The sequence below is a fragment of the Mesorhizobium sp. M5C.F.Cr.IN.023.01.1.1 genome (assembly GCF_003997585.1).
GTDB lineage: Bacteria > Pseudomonadota > Alphaproteobacteria > Rhizobiales > Rhizobiaceae > Mesorhizobium > Mesorhizobium wenxiniae.
The window spans coordinates 1-20,718 of the sequence record NZ_RZSU01000053.1 but is presented as its reverse complement, the minus strand read 5'-3'; the positions used below and the strand labels follow the sequence as shown (position 1 = coordinate 20,718).

Sequence of the window (20,718 nt, the reverse complement as noted above, 5' to 3'; positions counted from 1 at the left end):
CCAGATTACCTCCGCACTTGACCCCGAATTGGTTGCCGAGGTGCTCCGCCGACGGCATAACGATCTTGATGGTCACCCAATGCGTCTTGCCAGCCGCGCCGTCTTCATACATGAAGGCCGCATCCACGAGATCGGCCCGCCCGGCAAGGTCTTCGCCAGCTCTAACACGCCCGAGCGCCGCCCATTTCCTCGGCGTCAATTAATCCGGTGACCGGACTAGATGCGTGTCGTCTATTTGGCCCGCTCGACGTTGCAATGGTGAGCGCTAGTCTAGCGCTAGCTTCCCGGCACGCTCAAAACAAGGGTGGGAGCCTATTCGGAGCTCGCCACGGGTGCGACCAGCGGCGTGATGCGGCGGATCGCGACGCGCCGGTTCTCGCGCTCGGGCCCCTGGGTTTCAACCTTCAGGTACTGCTCGCCATAGCCCTGCGTCTCCATGTTCTCGGGCGCGATGTCGAAGACGTTGGTCAGCGCGGTCGCCACCGCCTCGGCCCGCTGGTCCGACAGCGCCAGGTTCGCCACCTCCGCCCCGACCGCATCGGTGTGGCCCTCGATCAGGAAGGTCTCGCCCGGGTTCTCCTTGAGCAGGCGCTGCATGGCCCCGGCGACACCTTCGAGCTTGCCGATCTCGCTCTCCGGGATCTGGGCCGAGCCGAACTCGAAATTGATGATGTCGAGATCGATGCGCCTGACCTTGTCGCGGATGCGCGCCGAACGCCGGACCTCGTCAAGCGAGTAGGTGCGCTCCACCTGCTCGACCGGCGGCTGGTCGAGGAACGTGTAGTAGTCCTCGGGGTCCTCAACCCATTCCGCGTCCAGTATGTAGTCGCGAACCGGAATGTCGAGGTCGAGCGGCGGCAAGTCGAGGCCGGGATCGCGCCATTCCAGCACCTCGTCGTAATAGTCGTCTTCGACATAGACGAGGACGATCTCGCGATCGTCGGGCAGGATCTTCACGCGGCGGACGACGTCTCCCCAGCGGTTGCGGATCGTGACGATCCGCGTCCCGTCGGGACGGACCACAACCTCGCGCTGCCGGCTGCGCGGCAGTTCCTCGTAGTAGACCTCGCGCGCGTCGATGATGAAGCGCTCCTCGCGGGGCCGCTCGATGAAATAGGTATTGTTGGTCCGGAAGATGAAGCGATTGTTGACCTCGCGCACAAGTTCCGCGCCCTCCGGAACCTCGGGACGCTCCCTGCGCGGGCGTTCGATGCGGCGGCCTTCCTCGGAAATGACGGAGCCGATTTGCACTGGATCTGTCGAGGCTCGCGCCTGCGCCGCGGCGTCGCTTTCGGGCAGCCGCTCGGCCCTGGCCCGAGCAGCGGGCTGGTCCGACCCGGCGCCGCCCGGCTTGCGCCTCACCGGCTTTTCCTTGGCGCTGTCGAAGAGCCTGGCGGCGTTCTCGGGACGACGCATCGCCGCTTCGCGCTCCTTGCGCCGCTTCAGGCGTTCCTCGGTGATCGCGGGCTCGGGTTCGGCGGCACGCTGTCTGGCGGCCTCGCGCTCCTTGCGCCGCTTCACGCGCTCCTCGGTAATCGCGGGCTCGGGTTCGGCGGCACGCCGTTTGACGGCTTCGCGCTCCTTGCGCCTCTTTTGGCGTTCCTCGGTGATCGCGGGCTCGGGTTCGGCGGCACGCTGTCTGGCGGCCTCGCGCTCCTTGCGCCTCTTTTGGCGTTCCTCGGTGATCGCGGGCTCGGGTTCGGCGGCCCGCCGTTTGACGGCTTCGCGGTCCTTGCGCCGCTTCTGGCGTTCCTCGGTGATTGCGGGCTCGGGTTCGGCGGCCCGCCGTCTGACGGCTTCGCGGTTCTTGCGCCGCTTCTGGCGTTCCTCGGTGATTGCGGGCTCGGGTTCGGCGGCCCGCCGTTTGACGGCTTCGCGGTCCTTGCGCCTCTTCAGGCGTTCCTCGGTGATCGCGGCCTCGGGTTCGGCGGCCCGCCGTTTGACGGCTTCGCGCTCCCGCGCCGCAGGCCGCTCGGCCCGCTCGCGCTGCGCCGGCCTTTCTGCCCGCGGAGTCCGCTGCTCGTCGCGTTTGGCCCCCTTTCCCTTCTTCCTGCGGAGCAGCTCTTCCTCTTCGGGCAACTGGGCTTGGGCCAGAATGAGGGGTGCGGAGAGCGGCTGGGCGCCGCGCGAAAGTGCGGGAAGCGGAGCAGGTGTCAATGTGAGGCCGACCGCGGCACCCACAACAATCCGAAAATGGCGTTTCATCTGGACATGATTCCGTAGAGCAGTCCCTTGCGCATCCCCAACCTTGAAACAGGTAAGATTGTTCCCAATCCCGGCGCTTCGAGGCGTTTTTCCGTCGAGAATATGTCCAGGGCGCGGCGCTTCACCGGCCGCAGCCGGGAATGGAGACGCTTTTGATGAGTTTCACCGGACCGCTGTCGATGATCAGATCGATCTTCAAGAACGAAAAATAATGTTGGACCTCTGCGGATGGCATCGCGAGCGACACTGGAAAATGCCAATCTCGCACCCACGTCCAAGCGACCTTTGCCTTTCAGGAAAGCTCGATGACGGTCAGATCTTTTGATAATGATCTTGCGACCCCGTTCTACTTTGTTCGCCCGCAGCGACGTCGAACCACTAACCCCTGTGCGGTCCTACTCTGCTCGACGAGCTTAGGTAGAGAAAACTTAGCAACTTGACGAAGTTTTCTCTTGCGCCGCCGATAGATCGCGCGATAGTTAGCATCATGGCTAAGCATGTTCCCGATCTCTCGCTGCTTTTCCATGCGCTGGCCGATCCGACCCGTCGGTCCATCCTGACCCGGCTCGCCGAAGGGTCCGCGCGGGTTACTGGCACTCCGGACGGATCGACCATCGACGAACAAGGATATCTCTGGAACGCTCAGTGGGATGGATGGCGCCTGGTCCGCTATGCCCCGGATGGCTCGGTCGATCGTGTGGTCGCGCTGCAGTGCAGCGGCCCTCGAGCTGCATGTTCGGCGGCCCTGACCTGGCGACGCTATATGTCACCACGGCGATCTGGGACTCATCACCCGATCAGCTCGCCGGCCAGCCCTGGGCGGGCTCCCTACTGGCGGTCGACGTAGGCGTGCGCGGCCTGCCGGAGCCGCGCTTCGCCGCATGACCATCTGACAGCGCTGTATTAACCTGGGCGGCTGGTCGTGCCTTCAGGCGTTCCGCCACTCTCCTAGAAGCCAATCCGTCGAACCAATCGCGGCTTCAGTGACTTCCTCTTGTGAATCGGCATCGAAGGGTGACCCCCCCTGCCTGGTTGCAAGCCCTTGATTTGTAAATACGAAACGGGGCAACCCTCGGGGCGCTCGGATGCTATTCTTGGCGCAGCCCACAGCACTGAACTTTGCCTGCACATCGTCAGCCTCCCATGTCTTGATCTCGGACCAGAGGGTCGCATTCAGACAGTTGGTCCTGTCGCTTTTGCGTCACCTTTCGCTGGAGGGTGGAGGTTGTCTGCAGCAATTCAACTGTTGTGGGGCTGGCACAGAGGGAGGGACTATGTCTGACATTCAAGGAGAACTCGCCGCAACTGGTTTGATGGATCATGGGCTTGAAGCCGGGCAGGATAACGTCCGCATATTTGGACTCGACGTTCACAATCCGGTCTTCTTCGTTTCAGCCGTGACGATCGTGGCCTTTGTCATCGGCACCTTGATCTTTAGGGAATCGGTGGGTCCAGCGCTGGAAGGCCTGCGAATATGGCTGACCTCGACCTTCGATTGGCTATTCATGATCGCGGCCAATCTGTTCGTGCTGTTCTGCCTCGTGGTCGTCGTCTCGCCGCTTGGAAAAGTGCGCATCGGCGGGTTGGAGGCAACGCCTGATTACTCCTATACCGGTTGGTTTTCGATGCTTTTTGCCGCAGGTATGGGCATCGGGTTGATGTTTTTCGGCGTGCTGGAGCCGATGTACCACTTCAACAATCCGCCGCTTGGCATCGCACCCCCGATCGTTGACGGCGTATTGGTCGAAGGCGCAGCCGAGCAAGCCCGTGAGATGGGAATGGCGGCGACCATTTATCATTGGGGTCTGCACCCTTGGGCCATTTACGCAGTGGTCGCTCTTTCACTGGCGCTGGCCACCTACAACAGGGGCATGCCCTTCTCTATCCGCTCCGCGTTTTATCCTATCTTTGGTGAGCGCATCCGCGGCTGGACCGGCCATGTGATCGACATCATGGCAGTCTTTGCGACGCTGTTCGGTCTAGCCACGTCGCTCGGCTTCGGCGCTTCGCAAGCGCTAGCCGGGCTGAATGAGTTGTACGGCGTACCCAACACCGACACGATGAAGGTGCTCCTGATTATCGGCATCACGGCCATCGCCCTTGGCTCGGTCGTTGCAGGTCTGGATACCGGCGTGAAACGACTGTCGGAACTCAACATGGTTCTGGCGGTGCTGTTGCTGCTGTTCGTCATCGTGCTGGGTCCTACGCTCGCCATCGTGACCGGCTTCTTCACCAACACGGTGGACTACGTCAAGAATCTCCCAGCACTCTCCAATTGGATCGGCCGCGGTGACGATGCCTTCGTCCACGGCTGGACGACCTTTTACTGGGCGTGGTGGATTTCCTGGTCGCCGTTCGTCGGTATGTTCATCGCGCGTGTGTCACGCGGGCGCACTGTGCGGGAGTTCCTCGTCTGCGTGCTGATCATCCCGACGCTGGTGTCGATCCTGTGGATGACGACGTTCGGTGGCACCGCCATGAATCAGTTCTTGGCCGAAGGCTACACGGGCGTGCAACAGACCGTGGTCGACTATGTGCCGGAGCTGTCCCTCTTCGCTATGCTGGCCGACCTGCCGCTCGCACCTGTGACGTCATTGATCGGAATCGTGCTGGTGATCGTATTCTTCGTCACGTCGTCGGACTCGGGTTCGCTGGTCATCGACTCGATCACAGCTGGCGGCAAGGTTGACGCGCCGGTTGCCCAGCGCATTTTCTGGGCAATCTTCGAAGGCCTAGTCGCGATCGTGCTGTTGCTCGGTGGCGGTCTTGCGGCACTTCAGGCCGGCGCAATCGCGACCGGCTTTCCGTTCGCGATCCTGCTTTTGCTGATGATGTACGCCACCTTGAAAGTGCTGCGGACGGAGCCTCGTTAAGCGCGAAGCAACACTAGTGAGCCATCTTGAGATGGCTCACTATCACCTGCATTGGCGGCTCGAACAAAGATGCATTTGAACAGGGAATGTCCGACTAGGGCCAGATCACGTCGATGCCGCGCCGGCCTAAAGGTCCGCTTCTGATAATTCGAGCCTCGAAGTTGCCGGTTCGTTCTTCGGCCCTAACGCGACGTTCGGAGATTGGCGCGGCGATGACAGCTCATGGCGAAAACCTGCTGTAGACGGTGGTTGTGGGAACTTCCGCACCCACCCGATGCAGACCATTCCCATCCGCAGGACGAAGGTCGATGATAGGCGGTGAGCAGCATTCGCGGAGAGGCAGCATGGCTCGCTAGCTCGAGCTCGAAATCTGGCTACCATCGAGTCACGTGCCTAGAAATACGCGCGGGCTGGCCGCCCAGTAAGCGTCCGTTCATCGGCCCTCTTGAAAGAGAGCCATCATATGGATGACTCCATCTGCGATCCCATCCAGCAGCCTGAGCGGGGTTTCGATCGTCCGTGACGACGACTAATCTTCAACCTCGCACAGGAACCCCGACACCACTGCCATACAGAGATCCTTCTCCTCGACATGCGGCATGTGGCTCGAGTTCTCGAACACCACCGCGCGACATCCCTGCACGCGCTCGGCGTAGGGACGAACGACCTCCGGCGTCGCCTCGTCGTGGCGGCCGGAGATCAGCAGGGTCGGCGCCGCGATCAGCGGCAGCCGGTCCTCGATGGTCCAGTCCTTGAGTGTGCCAATGACGTGGAACTCGGTCGGTCCGTTCATGTTGCGGTAGACCGTGTTATCCTCATCCATCAGCGCAAAGGTCCGCGCCACCTCCGGCGGCCACGGCACCACGCTGCAGACATGCCGGTCGTAGAAGACTCGCGAGGCGGCGATGTAGTCCGGATCGGTGATCGTGCCGGCCCCCTCGTGCCGCTGCAGCGTGTCCTGCACATCCTGCGGCAGGCTTCGGCGCAGCCGGTTCGCCTCCGCTACCCACGTCCTCATGCTGGCCGGCGAGTTGGCGATCACCAGAGCCTTGAGACCAGGCGGCCTGCGCACCGCATGCTCGGCGCCGAGCATGCCGCCCCAGGACTGGCCGAGCAGCGCGTAGCGCTCGCGAATGCCGAGATGGTCGAGCAGATTGTCGAGTTCTTCGAGGAACAGCGACACCGTCCAGAACTCCGGGCCGTTGTCCGGCAGCCGGGTGGAATTGCCGTTGCCGACCTGGTCGTAGTGGATGACGGCACGGCCGTCGAGCGCAGCGATCTCCTTGAAGGAATCGACATAGTCATGGGTGCAGCCAGGCCCGCCATGCGCCACCACGAGCGGCAGCCGGGGCGAGTCCAGCGAACCGGTGATACGGTACCAGGTACGAAAGGCGCCGAACGGCGCATAGGCCTCTGTCGATATTGTCGCCGTCACCCTGCGCCTCCGTCGCTTGCCGGCCCGACTCTAGCGCGACGGCAGGGCCGCCGGCAGCTATCAGAACTTATAGGTCGCGTCAGGGGCGGGTTCAGTGTTCCAGCAGCCGGTAGTGTGCCGCCCGCACCACTGCCTGAGTGCGGTTCCTGGCATTTAGCTTCCTTGCGGCGCTGTTGAGGTGCAGCACCACGGTCGGCACCGCGCGGTCGATGATGCGCGAGATTTCCTTGGCCGACAGCCCCTGCGCCGAATAGCGCAGGCATTCGCGTTCACGCTCAGTCAGCCGCGCTGCGCCGGCCGAGCGCACGACATCGTCGAACAACGCGAATGCGGCCTCGTGGAAGACGTGGGCCAGCAGGCTGAAATCGGCAATATGCCGCAGCGTGTCGTTCTCCTCCTTGGCGCGGCCGCCGAAGCGCACGGCGGTCACCGTGGCATAGTCGCCGCGCGGCATGTGGATCGGCACTGTAACGCCGCTCGAAACCTCCCGCTCGCGTAGGTACCGGGCGACGGGCGCGGTCTCCTCAGTCAGAAAGCCCCTGATGCGAGTTTCCGCTGCGGCATCGTAGCTCCAGAAGAACGGCGTGGTGGTTCGCGTCGCCAAGATCTGAACTGGATCGATACGGAAGTAGCCGCGCGCACACCAGTAGTCGTGCATGTCGTCGGCCATGTTGCGCAGCTTCAGTAGCGATGGGATCATGATGCTGCCGTCGAGATCGAAAGGCACCGGCGTGTAATCGTAAATCAGGCCGTCGAAGCCGAACGCCCGAACCCCCGCATAGATCTCATCGATGCGGCCGTCCAAGGTTTCCTGCCTTGTGAAGCGCCGACGCAAAGGCAGAATTTCGTCCAGCATGTCCACCCCAGCGATCGGAACGCCATCGAACCTATCACTTCTTATAGCTTTCGTGGACCCGGTATTGCGCTAAAATTGAGCCGTGCTCGAATGGTAGGCAGAGCTGGGGTGGCAGGTATGTGGCGCGAGATGACGCCGGACGACCGCATCGAGATGACCGTCGACGGCTACCGGGTCGTCGCCTACAGCTTCGGCAGCGGCAGCGAGACCGTGTTCTGCCTGAACGGCGGGCCAGGCCTGCCCTGCGACTATCTGCGCGAAGCGCATTCCTGCCTGGTCGACCAGGGCTATCGTGTGGTGGCCTTCGACCAGCTCGGCACCGGTGCGTCCGACCGGCCCGATGATCCCGCGCTGTGGACCATCGGCCGCTATGTCGAGGAGACGGAGACGGTGCGAAAGGCGCTGGGGCTCGGCAAGGTGCACCTGCTCGGCCATTCCTGGGGCGGCTGGCTCGCCATCGACTATGCGCTAGCCTATCAGGAGAACCTGCATACGCTGATCCTTGAGGACACCGTCGCCGACATGCCGCATCTGATCGTCGAGCTGGAGCGGCTGCGCGCGGCGCTCGGGCCGGAGACGGTGGCGATGATGCAGAAGCACGAGGCACAGGGTACCTTTGACCACCCCGAATATGCGGCGGCCGTGACCATCCTCAACTACCGCCATGTCTGCCGGCTTTCCGAATGGCCGGCACCAGTGCGCCGGTCGCTCGACGACTGGAACACGGGTCCCTACATGACGATGCAAGGGCCCAACGAATTCCTTTATGTCGGCAACCTCAAGGACTGGAACCGGGTACCGGACCTGCCGAAGATCACCGTCCCGGTGCTGATCACGCATGGGGAGCATGACGAGCTGACGCCGGCGTGCGGGCTGCGCATCAAGCTCGCCCTTCGCGATGCCGAACTCCGGATAATCTCGAACGCCAGCCATATGCCTTTCTACGAGAACCCGGCGGTGTATTATCCGATCCTAATCGACTTCCTGTCGAGGCACGGGGCCGGTTGATGCAGCCGAAACCGCTGCTCGACTGGCCGACAAGAGGCACGAGCAGCCATGCATCGCTATAGATTCGTCCTCTACCGCCCCCTGCAGTTCCTGCCGGTGCTGTTCGGCATCAGTGCCATCACCTTCGTGCTTGTCCGCCTGATTCCTGGGGATCCCGCCCGCGTTCTCCTCGGCACGCGCGCGACGCCCACCGCGATTGCCAACATCCGCGCGCAATACGGACTCGATGAGCCGCTCTGGGTGCAGTATTTCTATTTCATCGGCAATCTCGGCCAGGGCGAGATGGGAAAGTCGATCCTCTACAAGATCGACGTGCTCAAGCTGATCGCGACGCGGCTGGAGCCGACCCTGGCGCTGGTCCTGTCAAGCGTGGTGCTGTCGATCTTGATCGCGATGCCGCTGTCGGCCATTGCCGCGCGCAATCGGGCCCGAACGCTCGACCACGCGGTGCGCATCGTTTCCACGCTCGGCATCGGCTTTCCCCCGTTCTGGCTGGGTCTGATGCTGATCATCCTGTTCAGCGTGCGGTTAGGCATTTTTCCCGTGTCGGGGTACGGCGACAGCCTGGGCGACAAGCTCTATCATCTCGCCCTACCCAGCCTCACGGTCGCCCTGTCGCTCTCGGCGGTCCTGACCCGCAGCCTGCGGGCGGCGATGGTGCAGGCCTTGGAATCCGACGTGGCCACGGCGGCGAGGGCGCGCGGCATGCCGGAGAGCATCGTGTTCTGGCGGCATGTGCTGCCCAATTCGGTGGTGCCGACGGTCAATCTGCTGGCCGTCAACATCGGCTGGCTCATCGGCGGTACCGTCGTGGTGGAGAGCGTGTTCGCGCTGCCGGGCATGGGGCAGTTGCTGGTACGGGCGATCTTTTCGCGGGACTACATGGTCGTGCAGGGCGTGGCGATGGTGTTTGCCTGCGCCACGGTCCTGGTGAACTTCGCCGCCGACATCGTCACCGTAACGGTCGATCCGAGGGTGACGCTGTGATGAGGTTGCCGACGCTGTCGCTTCCTTTCTCGCTTCGCAGGCTGATCGGCGGCCGCGCGACCCTCTGGGCGGGTGCGGCCGTGCTCGGCCTGTTCGTCCTGCTGGCGGTGTTCGCGCCGATGATCGCGCCCTCCGACCCAATCTTCCAGGATGCCGCGGTGCGCCTGCAGGCTCCGTCGCTGCTCCACCCGTTCGGCACCGACAATTTCGGCCGCGATGTTCTCTCCCGGGTCATCTGGGGCGCACGCATCGACCTGCAGATCGCCGTGATCGGCGTCGTCTTTCCCTTCATCATCGGTACGACGCTCGGCACCATCGCTGGCTTCTTCGGCGGCATCATCGACGTGCTGTTCATGCGTGTCGTCGACGTTGTCCTTGCTTTTCCCTTCCTCGTCCTGATGCTGTCGATAATTGCCATCCTGGGACCCGGCCTCGGCAGCTTCTACATAGCCATGGCGCTGGTCGGCTGGGTCTCTTATGCGCGGCTGATCCGGGCGCAGATCCTGGTCATCAAGAACAGCGACTATGCCGCCGCTGCCGCCAGCCTCGGCTTTGGACGCATGCGCATCATGTTCCGGCATCTGCTCCCGAACGCCGTTGCCGGCTCGTTCGTCTTCGTTATGTCCGACGCCGTGCTCGTGCTGCTCAACGGCGCGGCGATCAGCTATCTCGGACTCGGCGTGCAACCGCCGCTTGCCGAATGGGGCATCATGGTCGCCGAGGGCCAGTCCTTCATCACCACCGCCTGGTGGATCACTTTGTTTCCCGGCCTGTCCATCGTGCTGCTCGCCTTCGGCTTCAGCCTCATGGGCGACGCACTGGCCGATCTCATGAGCGTGAATGGATGAGCGCGCCGCTGCTCAGCGCCCGGGATCTGAGCGTCGCCGCCGATGACGGCGCCGGCGGCCGGACACTTCTCGACCGTGTCTCGCTCGACCTTGCCGCCGGCGAGATCCTCGGCCTTGTCGGCGAGAGCGGCTCGGGCAAAAGTCTGTTCTGCCGTGCGCTGGTGCGCCTGCTGCCGTCGCCAAAGCTCAGCATCAGCGGCGGCGCCGTCTTCCTCGAGGGCCGCGACCTGGTTACCGCCGACGAACCAACCATGCTGAAGGTGCGCGGCGGCGCCATCGGCATGATCTTCCAGAATCCGACCAGCCATCTCGATCCGGTCATGCGTGTCGGCGAGCAGATCGCCGAAGGCATCCGCTACCACCAGGGTCTTGGCCCGCGCGAGGCTCGCGCGGCGGCGGTGGACATCCTAGAGCAGGTCGGCTTCCCCGACCCCCGCCGCCAGTACGACGGCTATCCGCACGAATTCTCCGGCGGCATGCGCCAGCGGGCGATGATCGGCGTGGCACTGTCGAGCAATCCGAAGATCCTCCTCGCCGACGAGCCGACCACCGCGCTCGACGTAACCATCCAGGCGCAGATTCTGCGGCTTCTGCTCGACATCCGCGACCGCCGCGGCCTCTCCATCATCCTGATCAGCCACGACCTCGGCGTGGTCGCGCAGACCTGCGACCGCATCGCAGTGATGCGCGAGGGCAGGCTGGTCGAGCAGGGCGAGAAGCGCGCGCTGCTTTCGGCGCCGCGGCATCCCTACACGCGGGTGCTGATTCGCAGCCACCCGTCGATGCCGGACGAGCACGCCGCCGCAGGCGCCGCGCCGCGAGCCCCGACGCCTGAAGGTGGTGGGTCAAGGCCGCTGCTGGAGATCAACGACCTCCACGTCCGCTTCGCCAGCGGCGGCGGCCTGTTCGCGCGCCGTCGCACGGTTTCGGCGATCAACGGCGTGAGCCTGACGATCATGCCCGGCGAGACCGTCGGAATCGTCGGCGAATCCGGCAGCGGCAAGAGTACGCTCGCCCGCGCCATCCTTGGCCTGACGTCATCGTCTTCCGGGCACATCACCTTCGACGGCGTCGATCTTACGCAGAGCCGGGCCGCCGCCCTGCGCAAGCTGCGCAGCGAGGCGGCGATGGTGTTTCAAGATCCCTACAACGCGCTGAATCCGCGGCTCACTATCGGCGAAATGCTCGCCGAGGTGCTGCGAGTGCATGGAAGATCGGCAAACAGCGCCGCGCGCGTCGGCGTGCTGCTCGATCTTGTCGGGCTCGGGCGCGATTTCGTCGACCGCAAGCCGCGCAGCATGAGCGGCGGCCAGTGCCAGCGCGCGGGCATCGCCCGCGCTCTCGCCGTCGAACCACGTTTGATCATCGCCGACGAATGCGTCGCCGCGCTCGACGTCACCATCCAGGCTCAAATCATCGACCTGTTCCGAGCGCTTACCCGCAAAATGTCACTGACGCTGCTCTTTATCGCCCACGATCTCGCTCTCGTGCGCTATCTGTGCGAGCGCGTGGTGGTGATGTATCGCGGCGAGATCGTCGAGGAAGGTCCCTGCGCCGCCGTCTTCGCGCAGCCGCGGCATGCCTACACCGCCGCATTGATCCGCGCCATTCCGGACATCGACCCGGACAAGCCGCTGCGCGCCGAGCCGTCTGCGTCGCGGCTTTCGGTGCCCGAACGCGCCTCGGCACAACCGTCAACAGCATTCAACTGGTAAACAAGAAAGGGAACACTCATGTTGAAGAAATGGATGAAGATCGGTCTGGTCACCGTCATGGCCAGTGCGTCGCTCGGCGCCGGCCTCGCCGAGGCGGCCGGCGTGCTGACCATCGGCCGGCGCGAGGACTCCACCACGTTCGATCCGATCAAGACCGCACAGAACATCGATTTCTGGGTCTTTTCGAACGTCTACGACGTGCTCATCCGCGTCGACAAGGGTGGCGCCAAACTGGAGCCGGGGCTCGCCGAAAGCTGGACGGTGTCGGAGGACGGGCTGACCTATACGCTAAAGATCCGCGACGCCAAGTTCTCGGACGGATCGCCGCTGACGGCGCAGGACGCGGCCTTCAGTCTGCTGCGCATCCGCGACGATCCCGGATCGCTGTGGAGCGACTCCTATAAGGTGATCGACAAGGCCGAAGCGACGGACGACCGCACCCTTGTCGTTAAGCTGAAGACGCCGTCGGCGCCGTTCCTGTCGACGCTTGCCATGCCCGGCGCCTCCGTTCTCTCTAAAGCCGGGATGGAGGCGCTCGGCGCCGAGGCCTATGCGGAAAACCCGATCGCCTCGGGCGCGTTCACGCTCAAGGAATGGCGGCGCGGCGACCGCGTCATCCTCGAAAAGAACCCCAACTTTTGGGAGGCGGACCGCGTCCAGCTCGACGGGGTCGAGTGGATTTCCGTGCCCGACGACAACACGCGCATGCTCAACGTGCAGGCAGGCCAGCTCGACGCCGCCATCTTTGTGCCGTTTTCGCGCGTCGAGGAACTGAAAAAGGACCCGAACCTCGTCGTCCACGCCGATCCGTCGACCCGCGAGGACCATCTGCTCATCAATCACGAGAAGGGCGCGCTGGGCAAGAAGGAGGTGCGGCAGGCGCTCGACATGGCCATCGACAAGCAAGCCATCGTCGATACCGTGACCTTCGGCCTCGGCGAGGTCGCCAACTCCTTCATCCCGAAGGGCGCGCTATACCACTACGCGGACAATCTGCAGCGGCCCTACGATCCGGAAAAGGCCAAGCAGATGTTGGCAGAGGCCGGCGCCTCGGACCTTTCCCTGAACTATGTCGTTCGCGCCGGTGACGAAATCGTCGAACAGACCGCCGTGCTGTTGCAACAGCAGCTCGCAAGCGCAGGCGTCACTGTCAATATCCAGAAAGTCGACCCCAGCCAGGAGTGGGACATGCTGGTGGCCGGTGACTACGATGTTGGCGTCAACTATTGGACAAACGACATTCTGGACCCGGATCAGAAGACCACCTTTGTGGTCGGGCACGACGCAAACATGAACTACATGACCCGCTACAACAACGAGACGGTAAAGGAACTGGTGGCTGCCGCCCGCGTCGAGATGGACCCGGGCAAGCGTGAACAAATGTATATCGACATCCAGAAAATGGCCAAGGAGGACGTCCACTGGATCGATCTCTACTATAGCCCCTACATCAACGTTTCGCGCAAAAACATCCAGAACTTCGACCAGAACCCACTTGGCCGCTTCTTTCTGGAAGATACGGTCAAGAACTGACTCCAGCTGGCGTCGTCCCCTGGGCGACGCCAGCTACGAATGGAATGTCGGGTGGCGGACCAACGCGGACATTCCGGCGCATAGCAGTGGACGTCTTGAACTGGCGCGAGTGCGCCGCTTGCGTGGCAACGCCCGCTAGTACCACTCGGCTTGAATGGTTGTAGGTGATCGACAATCACGCGTTACAATCCATTGGCTCGCTGGAAGTGCTGCGGCTGCGGAGGGCGGCATGGGAGAGAACTATGCCTTGTTGGAACAGGGGCCACTTCGTTGGTCAGAAGCCTCCTCTCAAGCCGCTCGAGATCGAGCTGCCGTCGGTGCTTGGATCGCCCATCGCCACCTCACTGAGAGAGATTACCTTTTCCCGAGTCGCGTGCGAGCTAAGCCGCATTTGTCGACAAGACAGTACGGAAGGATTGTCGGGTGGGTTTGAGTATCGGGTTTGACCCGAAGCGATATGGAACGCACTCGATGAGACGCACGAAGGCTGCATAGATTTAAAAGAAGACGGGCAACATCCGTGCCGCTCACTTCTCCTCGGGCACGCCAAGCTGGAGAGCACCGTCCGCTATCTCGGGATCGAAGTGGACGACGCATTGGCGATCTCTGAACAGGTCGAACTATAGACCCTGCGAAGCGTCGCTATCGGAAGCGGCGCTTCGTGACCCGTTCGCGACTTTGCGGGACCTATCTGGCGGCTCGGAAGCGGACGTTCCCAAAAACCAGCAATTCTGACCCGAAGCCGACCTCTACTTCCGCACAATGGATGGCCGCTTCGCGCCCGTTAGCGGCCGTGCGCTTTCCCGAAAGTCGGCATCGTCCAGCGTGGCGAGATACTTGGCCACGGCTCGCTTGGCCTTGGGATTGAGTTCCTTGGCCGTCTCGATCCCTCGTTGGCGATCAGTGTCATGCTGGCATCGACCGCAAAACCTTCACCGCCGACCAGGCCTTCCACCATGCAGCGCCGCACGACGATCTCGAACAATTCGCGCAGCAGATTGGCATCGCGGAAGCGTCCGCGGCGGGTCTTGGAGAAGGTTGCGTGGTCCGGCACATCACCCTCAAGGCCAAGCCGGCAAACCACCGATAGGCCAGGTATCCGCTTCGCTGAGAGCGACGCCCATAGTGGATGCGATCAAAAGAAGCCGGGCGTTGAGCTCGCGGTAACGCGCGTCACCTTTGGGCGTCAGCCGCACGAGCTTCGAGCGCCGGTGCTTCGGATTGCGGTGAATTCCACGAGCCGCTCGGCCGCAAGCTCATCCGCCAGCCGCAGACGCAACCGGAACCGATCGGCAGCTTTGAACGTTGGGCATTTTAGGGGATTTTGTGCTGCGGAGGCATGATCGCTGTTCTCCAAGAAAGAAAATTCAGCTCGACATCCCGCCGATGAAATATGGGGAGCAACGTGATGGCCCAGGCGCCGAAATCCGCTGCGAAGGCGAAGAGCCCGGCCCGTGCGGCGAAGGCGACTGCAGCCAGGAAACCAACCACCGGCAGATCGAGAAACGCCAGTCGGACCGAGGCGAGTTCCGGCCGTCCCGTCTATCTGGTCGATGGCGCACGGACGCCTTTCCTTCGGGCCCGCAACAAGCCGGGACCGTTCACGCCGGTGGATCTGGCGGTCCAGTGCGGACGGCCGCTGTTCGCGCGCCAGCCTTTCTCTCCGGACGAATTCGACACCGTCATTCTCGGCTGCGTCAATGTCATCGCCGACGAGATGAACCCTGCGCGCGTGGCGGCGCTCAGGCTCGGCATGGGCGCGGCGATGACGGCCTTCACGGTCCAGATCAACTGCGGCTCCGGCATGCAGTCGATCGATACCGCTTTCCGGATAATCGAAGCCGGCAAGGCCGATCTCATCCTCGCCGGCGGAGCCGAAGCGCTGTCTCATGCACCCCTGGTGCTTCGCCAGCAAGCGGTCGAGTGGTTCGGCGGCTTTGCATCGGCGAAGACGCCTTGGGAAAAAGCGACCGCGCTGGCGGGCTTACGGCCGGAGATGACGAAGCCCGTGATCGGCCTCGAACGCGGCCTCACCGATCCGATTACCGAACTCAATATGGGCCAAACGGCGGAAGTGATAGGCCATCTCTTCGGCATCACGCGCGAAGCTGCCGACGCCTACGCCCTGCAAAGCCATCAGAGGCTGGCCCGCGCCCAGAATAACGGCTTTCTCGAGGGCGAGGTCAACCCTGCGGTCACCCGCGACGGCAAGCTCTATGACCATGACGACGGCGTGCGGCCGGACACGTCGATGGACAAGCTCGCGAAATTGGACCCGGTGTTCGAAAAACCCTACGGCAATGTCACCGCCGGCAATTCCTCCCAGATCACCGACGGCGCATGCTGGACCGTTCTCGCATCTGAAGAGGCGATGAGAAGGCACAAGCTCACGCCGCTCGCCCGCATCATCGACAGCGGATGGTCGGCGCTTGATCCCTCGATCATGGGCCTTGCCCCGACATTGTGTTCGACTGAAATCCTGAAACGGCGAGAACTCTCGCGCGAGGACATCGATCTCTGGGAACTCAACGAAGCCTTCGCCGCTCAGGTGCTCGCCTGTCTCGCCGCATGGGAGGATGAGGAATATTGCCGCGACGTGCTCGGCCTAGACCGGGTCTTCGGGCGCATCGACCGCGACCGGCTCAATGTCGACGGAGGGGCGATCAGCCTCGGCCACCCCGTCGGCACGAGCGGAAACCGTCTCGTGCTTCATCTTGTCAATGCCATGCGCCGGCTCGGGTTGAAGCGCGGCATAGCCACCGAGTGCATCGGCGGCGGACAAGGCGGCGCGATGCTCCTGGAGGTCGCATGATGCCGGTCACGAAGGCCTCCGTCTGGAAGGCGCTCGCTCCCCGCAACATGGAATTGGGACCGCAGGACGCTCCGAAGATTTTCACGCACTCGCGGCTGAGCAAGGGATCGGACGACATTGCTTGGCTTGTGCTCGACAGGGCCGACGAAAGCACCAACACGCTGTCGGAAGCCGTGCTCACCGAACTCGACACCGCATTTGGCGATGTCGAGGGAATGGGCGCCAAGGGCCTCGTCATCCGCTCGGCCAAGAAGAGCGGCTTTATCGCCGGCGCTGACATCCGCGACTTCAAAGGCGTGACCGAGGCGGGCGAGGTCGAGACGCGCATGAGGCGGGCGCATGAGATCGTCGACCGGCTGGCGGCGCTTAGGGTACCGACCGTGGCGATCATCCACGGGCATTGCCTCGGCGGCGGGCTCGAAATCGCGCTCGCCTGCAAATACCGCATCGCCCTCGGCGACGCGACGTTGGGTTTCCCCGAGATCAGGCTTGGCCTGCACCCCGGGCTCGGCGGAACGTTCCGGCTGCCGGCGCTGATCGATCCCGTCGAGGCGATGACGATGATGCTGACGGGAAAGACCGTGCACGCAAAAAAAGCCAAGACGCTCGGTCTCGTCGACGCGGTTGTCGAAGAGCGCCATGTCGAAAACGCTGCGCGGGCGGCCGTGGCCGGCAAGATGAAGACAGAACGCGGCAACTGGAAATCAGGTGTATTCGCCCTCTCGCCGGCACGCCAACTCGCCGCCCGCCAGATGCGGACCAAGGCGGAGAAACACGCGCCGAAGGAGCATTATCCTGCGCCCTACCGCCTTATCGATCTCTGGGAGGGGCACGGTAGCGACGCCAACGCAATGCAAAGAGCCGAAATCACGTCATTTTCCGAACTGCTCGCCAGCGAAACCGCGCAAAACCTCGTCCGTGTCTTCTTCCTGCGCGAGAAGCTGAAGGGCGCCGCCAAGGGCGAAAGCGGCATCCGGCACGTCCATGTCATCGGGGCGGGCACGATGGGCGGCGATATCGCGGCCTGGTGCGCGGCGCGGGGACTGCGTGTCACGCTTGCCGACCTCGACCGCAACGCCATCGCCAAGGCGATTGGCCGCGCCGCGGAATTCTACGACAAGAAGCTTCATTCAAGCATCGAACGGCGCGACGCGCTCGACCGCCTGATGCCCGATTTCGACGGTTCCGGCGCCAAGGCGGATCTCGTCATTGAGGCGGTCGTGGAGAAGGCGGACGTGAAACGCAAGGTGTTTGACGCGATCGCGCCGAAAATGAAGAAGGACGCCATCCTCGCCACAAACACATCGAGCATTCCGCTTGAGGTGCTGCGCGAAGGCCTCGCTTCTCCCGATCGGCTGGTCGGCCTGCATTTCTTCAACCCGGTTGCCAAAATGGAGCTTGTCGAGGTTGTCGCTCACGACCAGGCGAGTAAGGCGACGCTCGACAGGGCGCATGCCTTCTGCGGCGCGATAGACCGGTTGCCCGCCGCCGTGAAGAGCGCGCCCGGCTTTCTCGTCAACCGGGCGCTGACGCCGTATCTGACGGAGGCTTTCGCCATGCTCGACGAGGGAACGTCCAAAGAGACGATCGACCGCGCGGCGGAGGAGTTCGGCATGCCGATGGGACCGATCGAACTCGCCGATCGCGTCGGGCTCGACATCGGCCTGGAGGTCGTCCGGATGCTCAAGGATGAGCTCGACGATCCTATCCCAGAGATTCCGGCTTGGCTGGAGAAGAAGGTCGAAAGCGGCGAGACCGGCCGAAAGGCCGGCAAGGGACTTTACGCCTATGATGACAAGGGCAAGCCGAAAAAGGCGTCCGACACGCCGGCGCCCGGCCCGGAGATGTCGGACCGCCTCATTCTGCCCATGCTCAACACCTGCGTGCGCTGCCTGCGCGAGGGTATCGTCGAGGACGAAGAGACGCTCGACGGCGCGATGATCTTTGCCACCGGCTTCGCGCCCTTCCGCGGCGGGCCGATGCATTATGCGCGCAGCCGCGGTGTGGCGGATATTCCGGAAACGCTGAAGCGGCTTGAACAGCAGCACGGGCCTCGATTTGCCCCCGACAACGGGTGGGATGCAATAAGCGGAGAAACGTGACGGGCAAGCCGGACCAGCACCAACAGGCCGAAAGCGTCGCCGACCGAATCATCGAGCGCCTTGGCGGGCGCATCGTGCTCGCGCTTCCGCTCGGACTTGGGAAGGCCAATCTCGTCGCTAATGCGCTATTCGAGCGGGCGGTCGACGACAAGGCGATCGATCTCGAAATATTCACCGCGCTGACGCTGGAAAGGCCTTCCGGGTCGAGCGACATGGAACGCCGCTTCATCGAGCCGCTGAACGAACGGCTATATTCGGGCTATCCGGGTCTAGCCTTCGCCAAGGCGCTGCGCGACGGCTCGCTGCCGGAAAATGTCCGCGTCAGCGAGTTCTTCTTCGTCGCGGGACGCTGGCTCTCGGTCGACAATGCCCAGCAGAACTATGTCTCGGCCAATTACACGCATGCCGGCCGCTACGTGCTCGACCGCGGCATCAACGTGATCGCTCAGCTTGTCGCAAAGCGCGGCGATGGCGCGGACGCCGAGTACAGCCTGTCCTGCAATTCCGACATCACGCTCGATATCCTGCCGGTACTGAAGGCCAGGCGCGAGCCGGTCCTGCTGGTGGGCGAAGTGAGCTCGCAACTGCCCTTCATGCCCGGCGAGGCGGTGCTGCCGGCCGGCGAATTCGATCTCATTCTCGACGGACCTGACCGCGATCGGCCGCTCTTCGTCGTGCCGAGGGAACCGGTGTCGGCAGCCGATCACGCCATCGGCATCCATGCGGCAGGTTTGGCGAAGGACGGCGGAACACTGCAGATCGGGATCGGCTCGCTGGGCGATGCGCTGGCGGCCGGCCTGATCCTGCGGCAGCGGCAACCCGAGCTTTTCGCCGGCACGCTGTATCGCCTGTCGCCACACGATCAGGCCGAAGGGCGGGAGACGGGAAGCTTCGAAACCGGCCTCTACGCCGCCAGCGAGATGTTCGTCGACGGTTTCATGGATCTTTACCGGGAAGGCATCCTAAAGCGCCGCGCCTCCGATGGAGCCATCCTCCATTCCGGCTTCTTTCTCGGCAGCCATGAGTTCTACGCGTTTCTTCGTGACCTGCCCGAAGAGGAGCGTGCGCTTTTCCAGATGCGCGGCATTTCCTTCGTCAATGAGCTTTACGGCGAGGAGGAAAGAAAGCGCGCCGATCGCGCGCATGCGCGTTTCGTCAACAATGCGATGATGGTCACGCTCATGGGGGCAACCGTCTCCGACGCGCTTGACGACGGCCGCGTCGTCTCCGGCGTCGGCGGGCAGTACAATTTCGTCGCCCAGGCTTTCGCGCTCGAAGGCGCGCACTCCATCATCACGCTCAATGCGGCGCGCCGGACGCGCGGGCGCCGCGAATCGCGCCTCGTCTGGTCCTACGGCCACACGACCTTGCCGCGGCACCTGCGCGACATGGTCGTGACCGAATACGGCGTTGCCGATTTGCGCGGAAAATCCGATCGCGACTGCATTGCCGCCATGCTTGCAATCGCCGATTCGGCTTTTCAGGACGAACTGCTCGACGCGGCGAAATCCGCCGGGAAGATCGAGAAGGATTTTGCCGTTCCGCCGGCCTTTCGCCGAAATACGCCGGAGCGGATAGCGGAAGCGCTTCTCCCGTTGCGCAAGGAAGGCTGGTGCACCAGGTTCCCATTCGCTACGGAATTCACCGAGGAGGAGCAGCGTCTGATTCCGGCCCTGCGGCATCTGAAGGATATTAGTGCGTCCGGACGATCGCTTGCGCGCGCGGCTCTTGCGTCCCTGGCCGAAGGCCGGCCCGACCAAGAGGAGCGCGCCGCGCTTGAAAGGATGCAGCTTTCAACTCCCGCGAGCCTGCGCGAAACATTTTATGCAAAACTGCTTCTCTGGGCGCTCAGGCACGTTGAATAGTTTGCCCTGGTCCGGGGCGATCCGGCACTGCGCGCGCCAACTGCGTTAATGCCAAAGCGATCTCGACGCCGCCGCCTGCCTCTATTCGGCGGCCTCCGAGCGGGTGGAGCGCTTGTTGCGCGCCGCCTTTTTCTGTCGGTGCTGCGCTGCAATCGGCGACACCTCTTCCATGGGGAATGCGTCGACGGCCACCACGCGATCCGCCGCCGCCTTGGCTTCGGCAAGCTGCTCGAACTCCGCCGCGCTGATGATGCCCTTGTCGCGGGCGACCTGCGGATCGCCCACATGCTCCTCGCGCATCTTCTTCTCGATGGATGCCGCGGCGGTGACCAGCTTGAATGCCTGCTCGAGATCCTTCAGCGGGTGCTCCTTGTGTCCTTCGCCCAGATAGATGTCCGGCGTCAGCCGGTCGCGCTGCGGCGAATCCTTCATCAGCGTTTCGGCCACCGCGTTCGTCAGTTCGTCGGACGGCATCGGAG

At 63.3% G+C, this 20,718-nt stretch carries 14 protein-coding genes and 5 pseudogenes; 14 read left to right on the top strand and 5 right to left on the bottom strand.

What is annotated here, in order from left to right:
• Position 1 precedes the first annotated feature (1 nt).
• Positions 2-211, top strand: a pseudogene (locus tag EOA78_RS37145) (hypothetical protein); the annotation flags it as partial.
• A gap of 101 nt (positions 212-312) precedes the next feature.
• On the opposite strand, the gene EOA78_RS20720 reads toward EOA78_RS37145, so the two are convergent.
• Complete coding sequence (locus EOA78_RS20720; protein ID WP_245477622.1) at positions 313-2,181, bottom strand: OmpA family protein; 1,869 nt, start codon at positions 2,179-2,181, stop codon at positions 313-315.
• Positions 2,182-2,692: 511 nt separating this feature from the next.
• Here EOA78_RS20720 and EOA78_RS37140 point away from each other — a divergent pair.
• The 4 genes and pseudogenes from EOA78_RS37140 to EOA78_RS20710 all read left to right on the top strand — a co-directional run.
• Positions 2,693-2,797 (top strand): annotated as a pseudogene (locus EOA78_RS37140) (transcriptional regulator); the annotation flags it as partial.
• A gap of 12 nt (positions 2,798-2,809) precedes the next feature.
• A pseudogene (locus tag EOA78_RS37135) lies at positions 2,810-2,869 on the top strand (hypothetical protein); the annotation flags it as partial.
• A 68-nt stretch (positions 2,870-2,937) separates the two neighbouring features.
• On the top strand, positions 2,938-3,090 hold the full coding sequence (locus tag EOA78_RS37130; RefSeq protein WP_164783853.1) for a hypothetical protein: 153 nt from the start codon (positions 2,938-2,940) through the stop codon (positions 3,088-3,090).
• 389 nt (positions 3,091-3,479) lie between these two features.
• Positions 3,480-5,078: a BCCT family transporter gene (locus EOA78_RS20710; RefSeq protein WP_127316744.1), complete on the top strand. Its 1,599-nt coding sequence runs from the start codon at positions 3,480-3,482 to the stop codon at positions 5,076-5,078.
• 529 nt (positions 5,079-5,607) lie between these two features.
• On the opposite strand, the gene EOA78_RS20705 is transcribed toward EOA78_RS20710, so the two are convergent.
• Together EOA78_RS20705 and EOA78_RS20700 are read right to left on the bottom strand one after the other, a co-directional pair.
• Positions 5,608-6,513: a proline iminopeptidase-family hydrolase gene (locus tag EOA78_RS20705; protein ID WP_127316743.1), complete on the bottom strand. Its 906-nt coding sequence runs from the start codon at positions 6,511-6,513 to the stop codon at positions 5,608-5,610.
• A gap of 91 nt (positions 6,514-6,604) precedes the next feature.
• Complete coding sequence (locus EOA78_RS20700; RefSeq protein WP_065006372.1) at positions 6,605-7,369, bottom strand: LuxR family transcriptional regulator; 765 nt, start codon at positions 7,367-7,369, stop codon at positions 6,605-6,607.
• Positions 7,370-7,486: 117 nt separating this feature from the next.
• Here EOA78_RS20700 and EOA78_RS20695 point away from each other — a divergent pair, with 117 nt between their 5' ends.
• The 6 genes and pseudogenes from EOA78_RS20695 to EOA78_RS37125 form a co-directional block, all read left to right on the top strand.
• Positions 7,487-8,377, top strand: a complete 891-nt coding sequence (locus EOA78_RS20695) for a proline iminopeptidase-family hydrolase (RefSeq protein ID WP_127316765.1) — start codon at positions 7,487-7,489, stop codon at positions 8,375-8,377.
• Positions 8,378-8,425: 48 nt separating this feature from the next.
• Entirely contained in the window at positions 8,426-9,364 is a 939-nt protein-coding gene (locus tag EOA78_RS20690; protein ID WP_065006374.1) for an ABC transporter permease, read from the top strand.
• Positions 9,364-10,212, top strand: coding sequence for an ABC transporter permease (locus EOA78_RS20685; RefSeq protein ID WP_065006375.1), 849 nt, complete (start codon positions 9,364-9,366; stop codon positions 10,210-10,212). The genes EOA78_RS20690 and EOA78_RS20685 overlap by 1 nt, the downstream gene beginning before the upstream one ends.
• A complete protein-coding gene (locus EOA78_RS20680) occupies positions 10,209-11,927 on the top strand; it encodes an ABC transporter ATP-binding protein (RefSeq protein WP_127316742.1) in 1,719 nt (572 codons plus the stop codon). The genes EOA78_RS20685 and EOA78_RS20680 overlap by 4 nt, the downstream gene beginning before the upstream one ends.
• Before the next feature lie 33 nt (positions 11,928-11,960).
• The gene (locus EOA78_RS20675; protein ID WP_245477624.1) at positions 11,961-13,460 is read left to right on the top strand and encodes an ABC transporter substrate-binding protein; all 1,500 of its coding nucleotides are present in this window, start codon (positions 11,961-11,963) and stop codon (positions 13,458-13,460) included.
• 247 nt (positions 13,461-13,707) lie between these two features.
• Positions 13,708-14,086 (top strand): annotated as a pseudogene (locus tag EOA78_RS37125) (tyrosine-type recombinase/integrase); the annotation flags it as partial.
• 180 nt (positions 14,087-14,266) lie between these two features.
• Here the strand turns inward: EOA78_RS37125 and EOA78_RS20665 are convergent.
• Positions 14,267-14,555 (bottom strand): annotated as a pseudogene (locus EOA78_RS20665) (transposase); the annotation flags it as partial.
• 313 nt (positions 14,556-14,868) lie between these two features.
• On the opposite strand from EOA78_RS20665, the gene EOA78_RS20660 reads away from it, so the two are divergent.
• From EOA78_RS20660 to EOA78_RS20650, 3 genes are read left to right on the top strand one after another with little or no spacing between them, the layout of a single operon-like run.
• Positions 14,869-16,272, top strand: a complete 1,404-nt coding sequence (locus tag EOA78_RS20660) for an acetyl-CoA C-acetyltransferase (protein WP_127316740.1) — start codon at positions 14,869-14,871, stop codon at positions 16,270-16,272.
• Positions 16,272-18,374, top strand: a complete 2,103-nt coding sequence (locus EOA78_RS20655; protein ID WP_127316764.1) for a 3-hydroxyacyl-CoA dehydrogenase NAD-binding domain-containing protein — start codon at positions 16,272-16,274, stop codon at positions 18,372-18,374. The genes EOA78_RS20660 and EOA78_RS20655 overlap by 1 nt, the downstream gene beginning before the upstream one ends.
• Positions 18,371-20,239, top strand: a complete 1,869-nt coding sequence (locus EOA78_RS20650; protein ID WP_127316739.1) for an acetyl-CoA hydrolase/transferase C-terminal domain-containing protein — start codon at positions 18,371-18,373, stop codon at positions 20,237-20,239. The genes EOA78_RS20655 and EOA78_RS20650 overlap by 4 nt, the downstream gene beginning before the upstream one ends.
• Before the next feature lie 81 nt (positions 20,240-20,320).
• On the opposite strand, the gene EOA78_RS20645 is transcribed toward EOA78_RS20650, so the two are convergent.
• Positions 20,321-20,718, bottom strand: a 398-nt coding sequence (locus EOA78_RS20645; RefSeq protein WP_127316738.1) for an acyl-CoA dehydrogenase domain-containing protein, incomplete at its 5' end; no start/stop codon positions are given.

What these genes read in the sequence shown, in the direction of transcription:
- EOA78_RS37130 (WP_164783853.1), top strand. Translation starts at nt 2,938, where the DNA reads ATGTTCGGCGGCCCTGACCTGGCGACGCTATATGTCACCACGGCGATC.
- EOA78_RS20710 (WP_127316744.1), top strand. Translation starts at nt 3,480, where the DNA reads ATGTCTGACATTCAAGGAGAACTCGCCGCAACTGGTTTGATGGATCAT.
- EOA78_RS20700 (WP_065006372.1), bottom strand. Translation starts at nt 7,369, where the DNA reads ATGCTGGACGAAATTCTGCCTTTGCGTCGGCGCTTCACAAGGCAGGAA.
- EOA78_RS20695 (WP_127316765.1), top strand. Translation starts at nt 7,487, where the DNA reads ATGTGGCGCGAGATGACGCCGGACGACCGCATCGAGATGACCGTCGAC.
- EOA78_RS20690 (WP_065006374.1), top strand. Translation starts at nt 8,426, where the DNA reads ATGCATCGCTATAGATTCGTCCTCTACCGCCCCCTGCAGTTCCTGCCG.
- EOA78_RS20685 (WP_065006375.1), top strand. Translation starts at nt 9,364, where the DNA reads ATGAGGTTGCCGACGCTGTCGCTTCCTTTCTCGCTTCGCAGGCTGATC.
- EOA78_RS20680 (WP_127316742.1), top strand. Translation starts at nt 10,209, where the DNA reads ATGAGCGCGCCGCTGCTCAGCGCCCGGGATCTGAGCGTCGCCGCCGAT.
- EOA78_RS20675 (WP_245477624.1), top strand. Translation starts at nt 11,961, where the DNA reads ATGAAGATCGGTCTGGTCACCGTCATGGCCAGTGCGTCGCTCGGCGCC.
- EOA78_RS20660 (WP_127316740.1), top strand. Translation starts at nt 14,869, where the DNA reads ATGGCCCAGGCGCCGAAATCCGCTGCGAAGGCGAAGAGCCCGGCCCGT.
- EOA78_RS20655 (WP_127316764.1), top strand. Translation starts at nt 16,272, where the DNA reads ATGCCGGTCACGAAGGCCTCCGTCTGGAAGGCGCTCGCTCCCCGCAAC.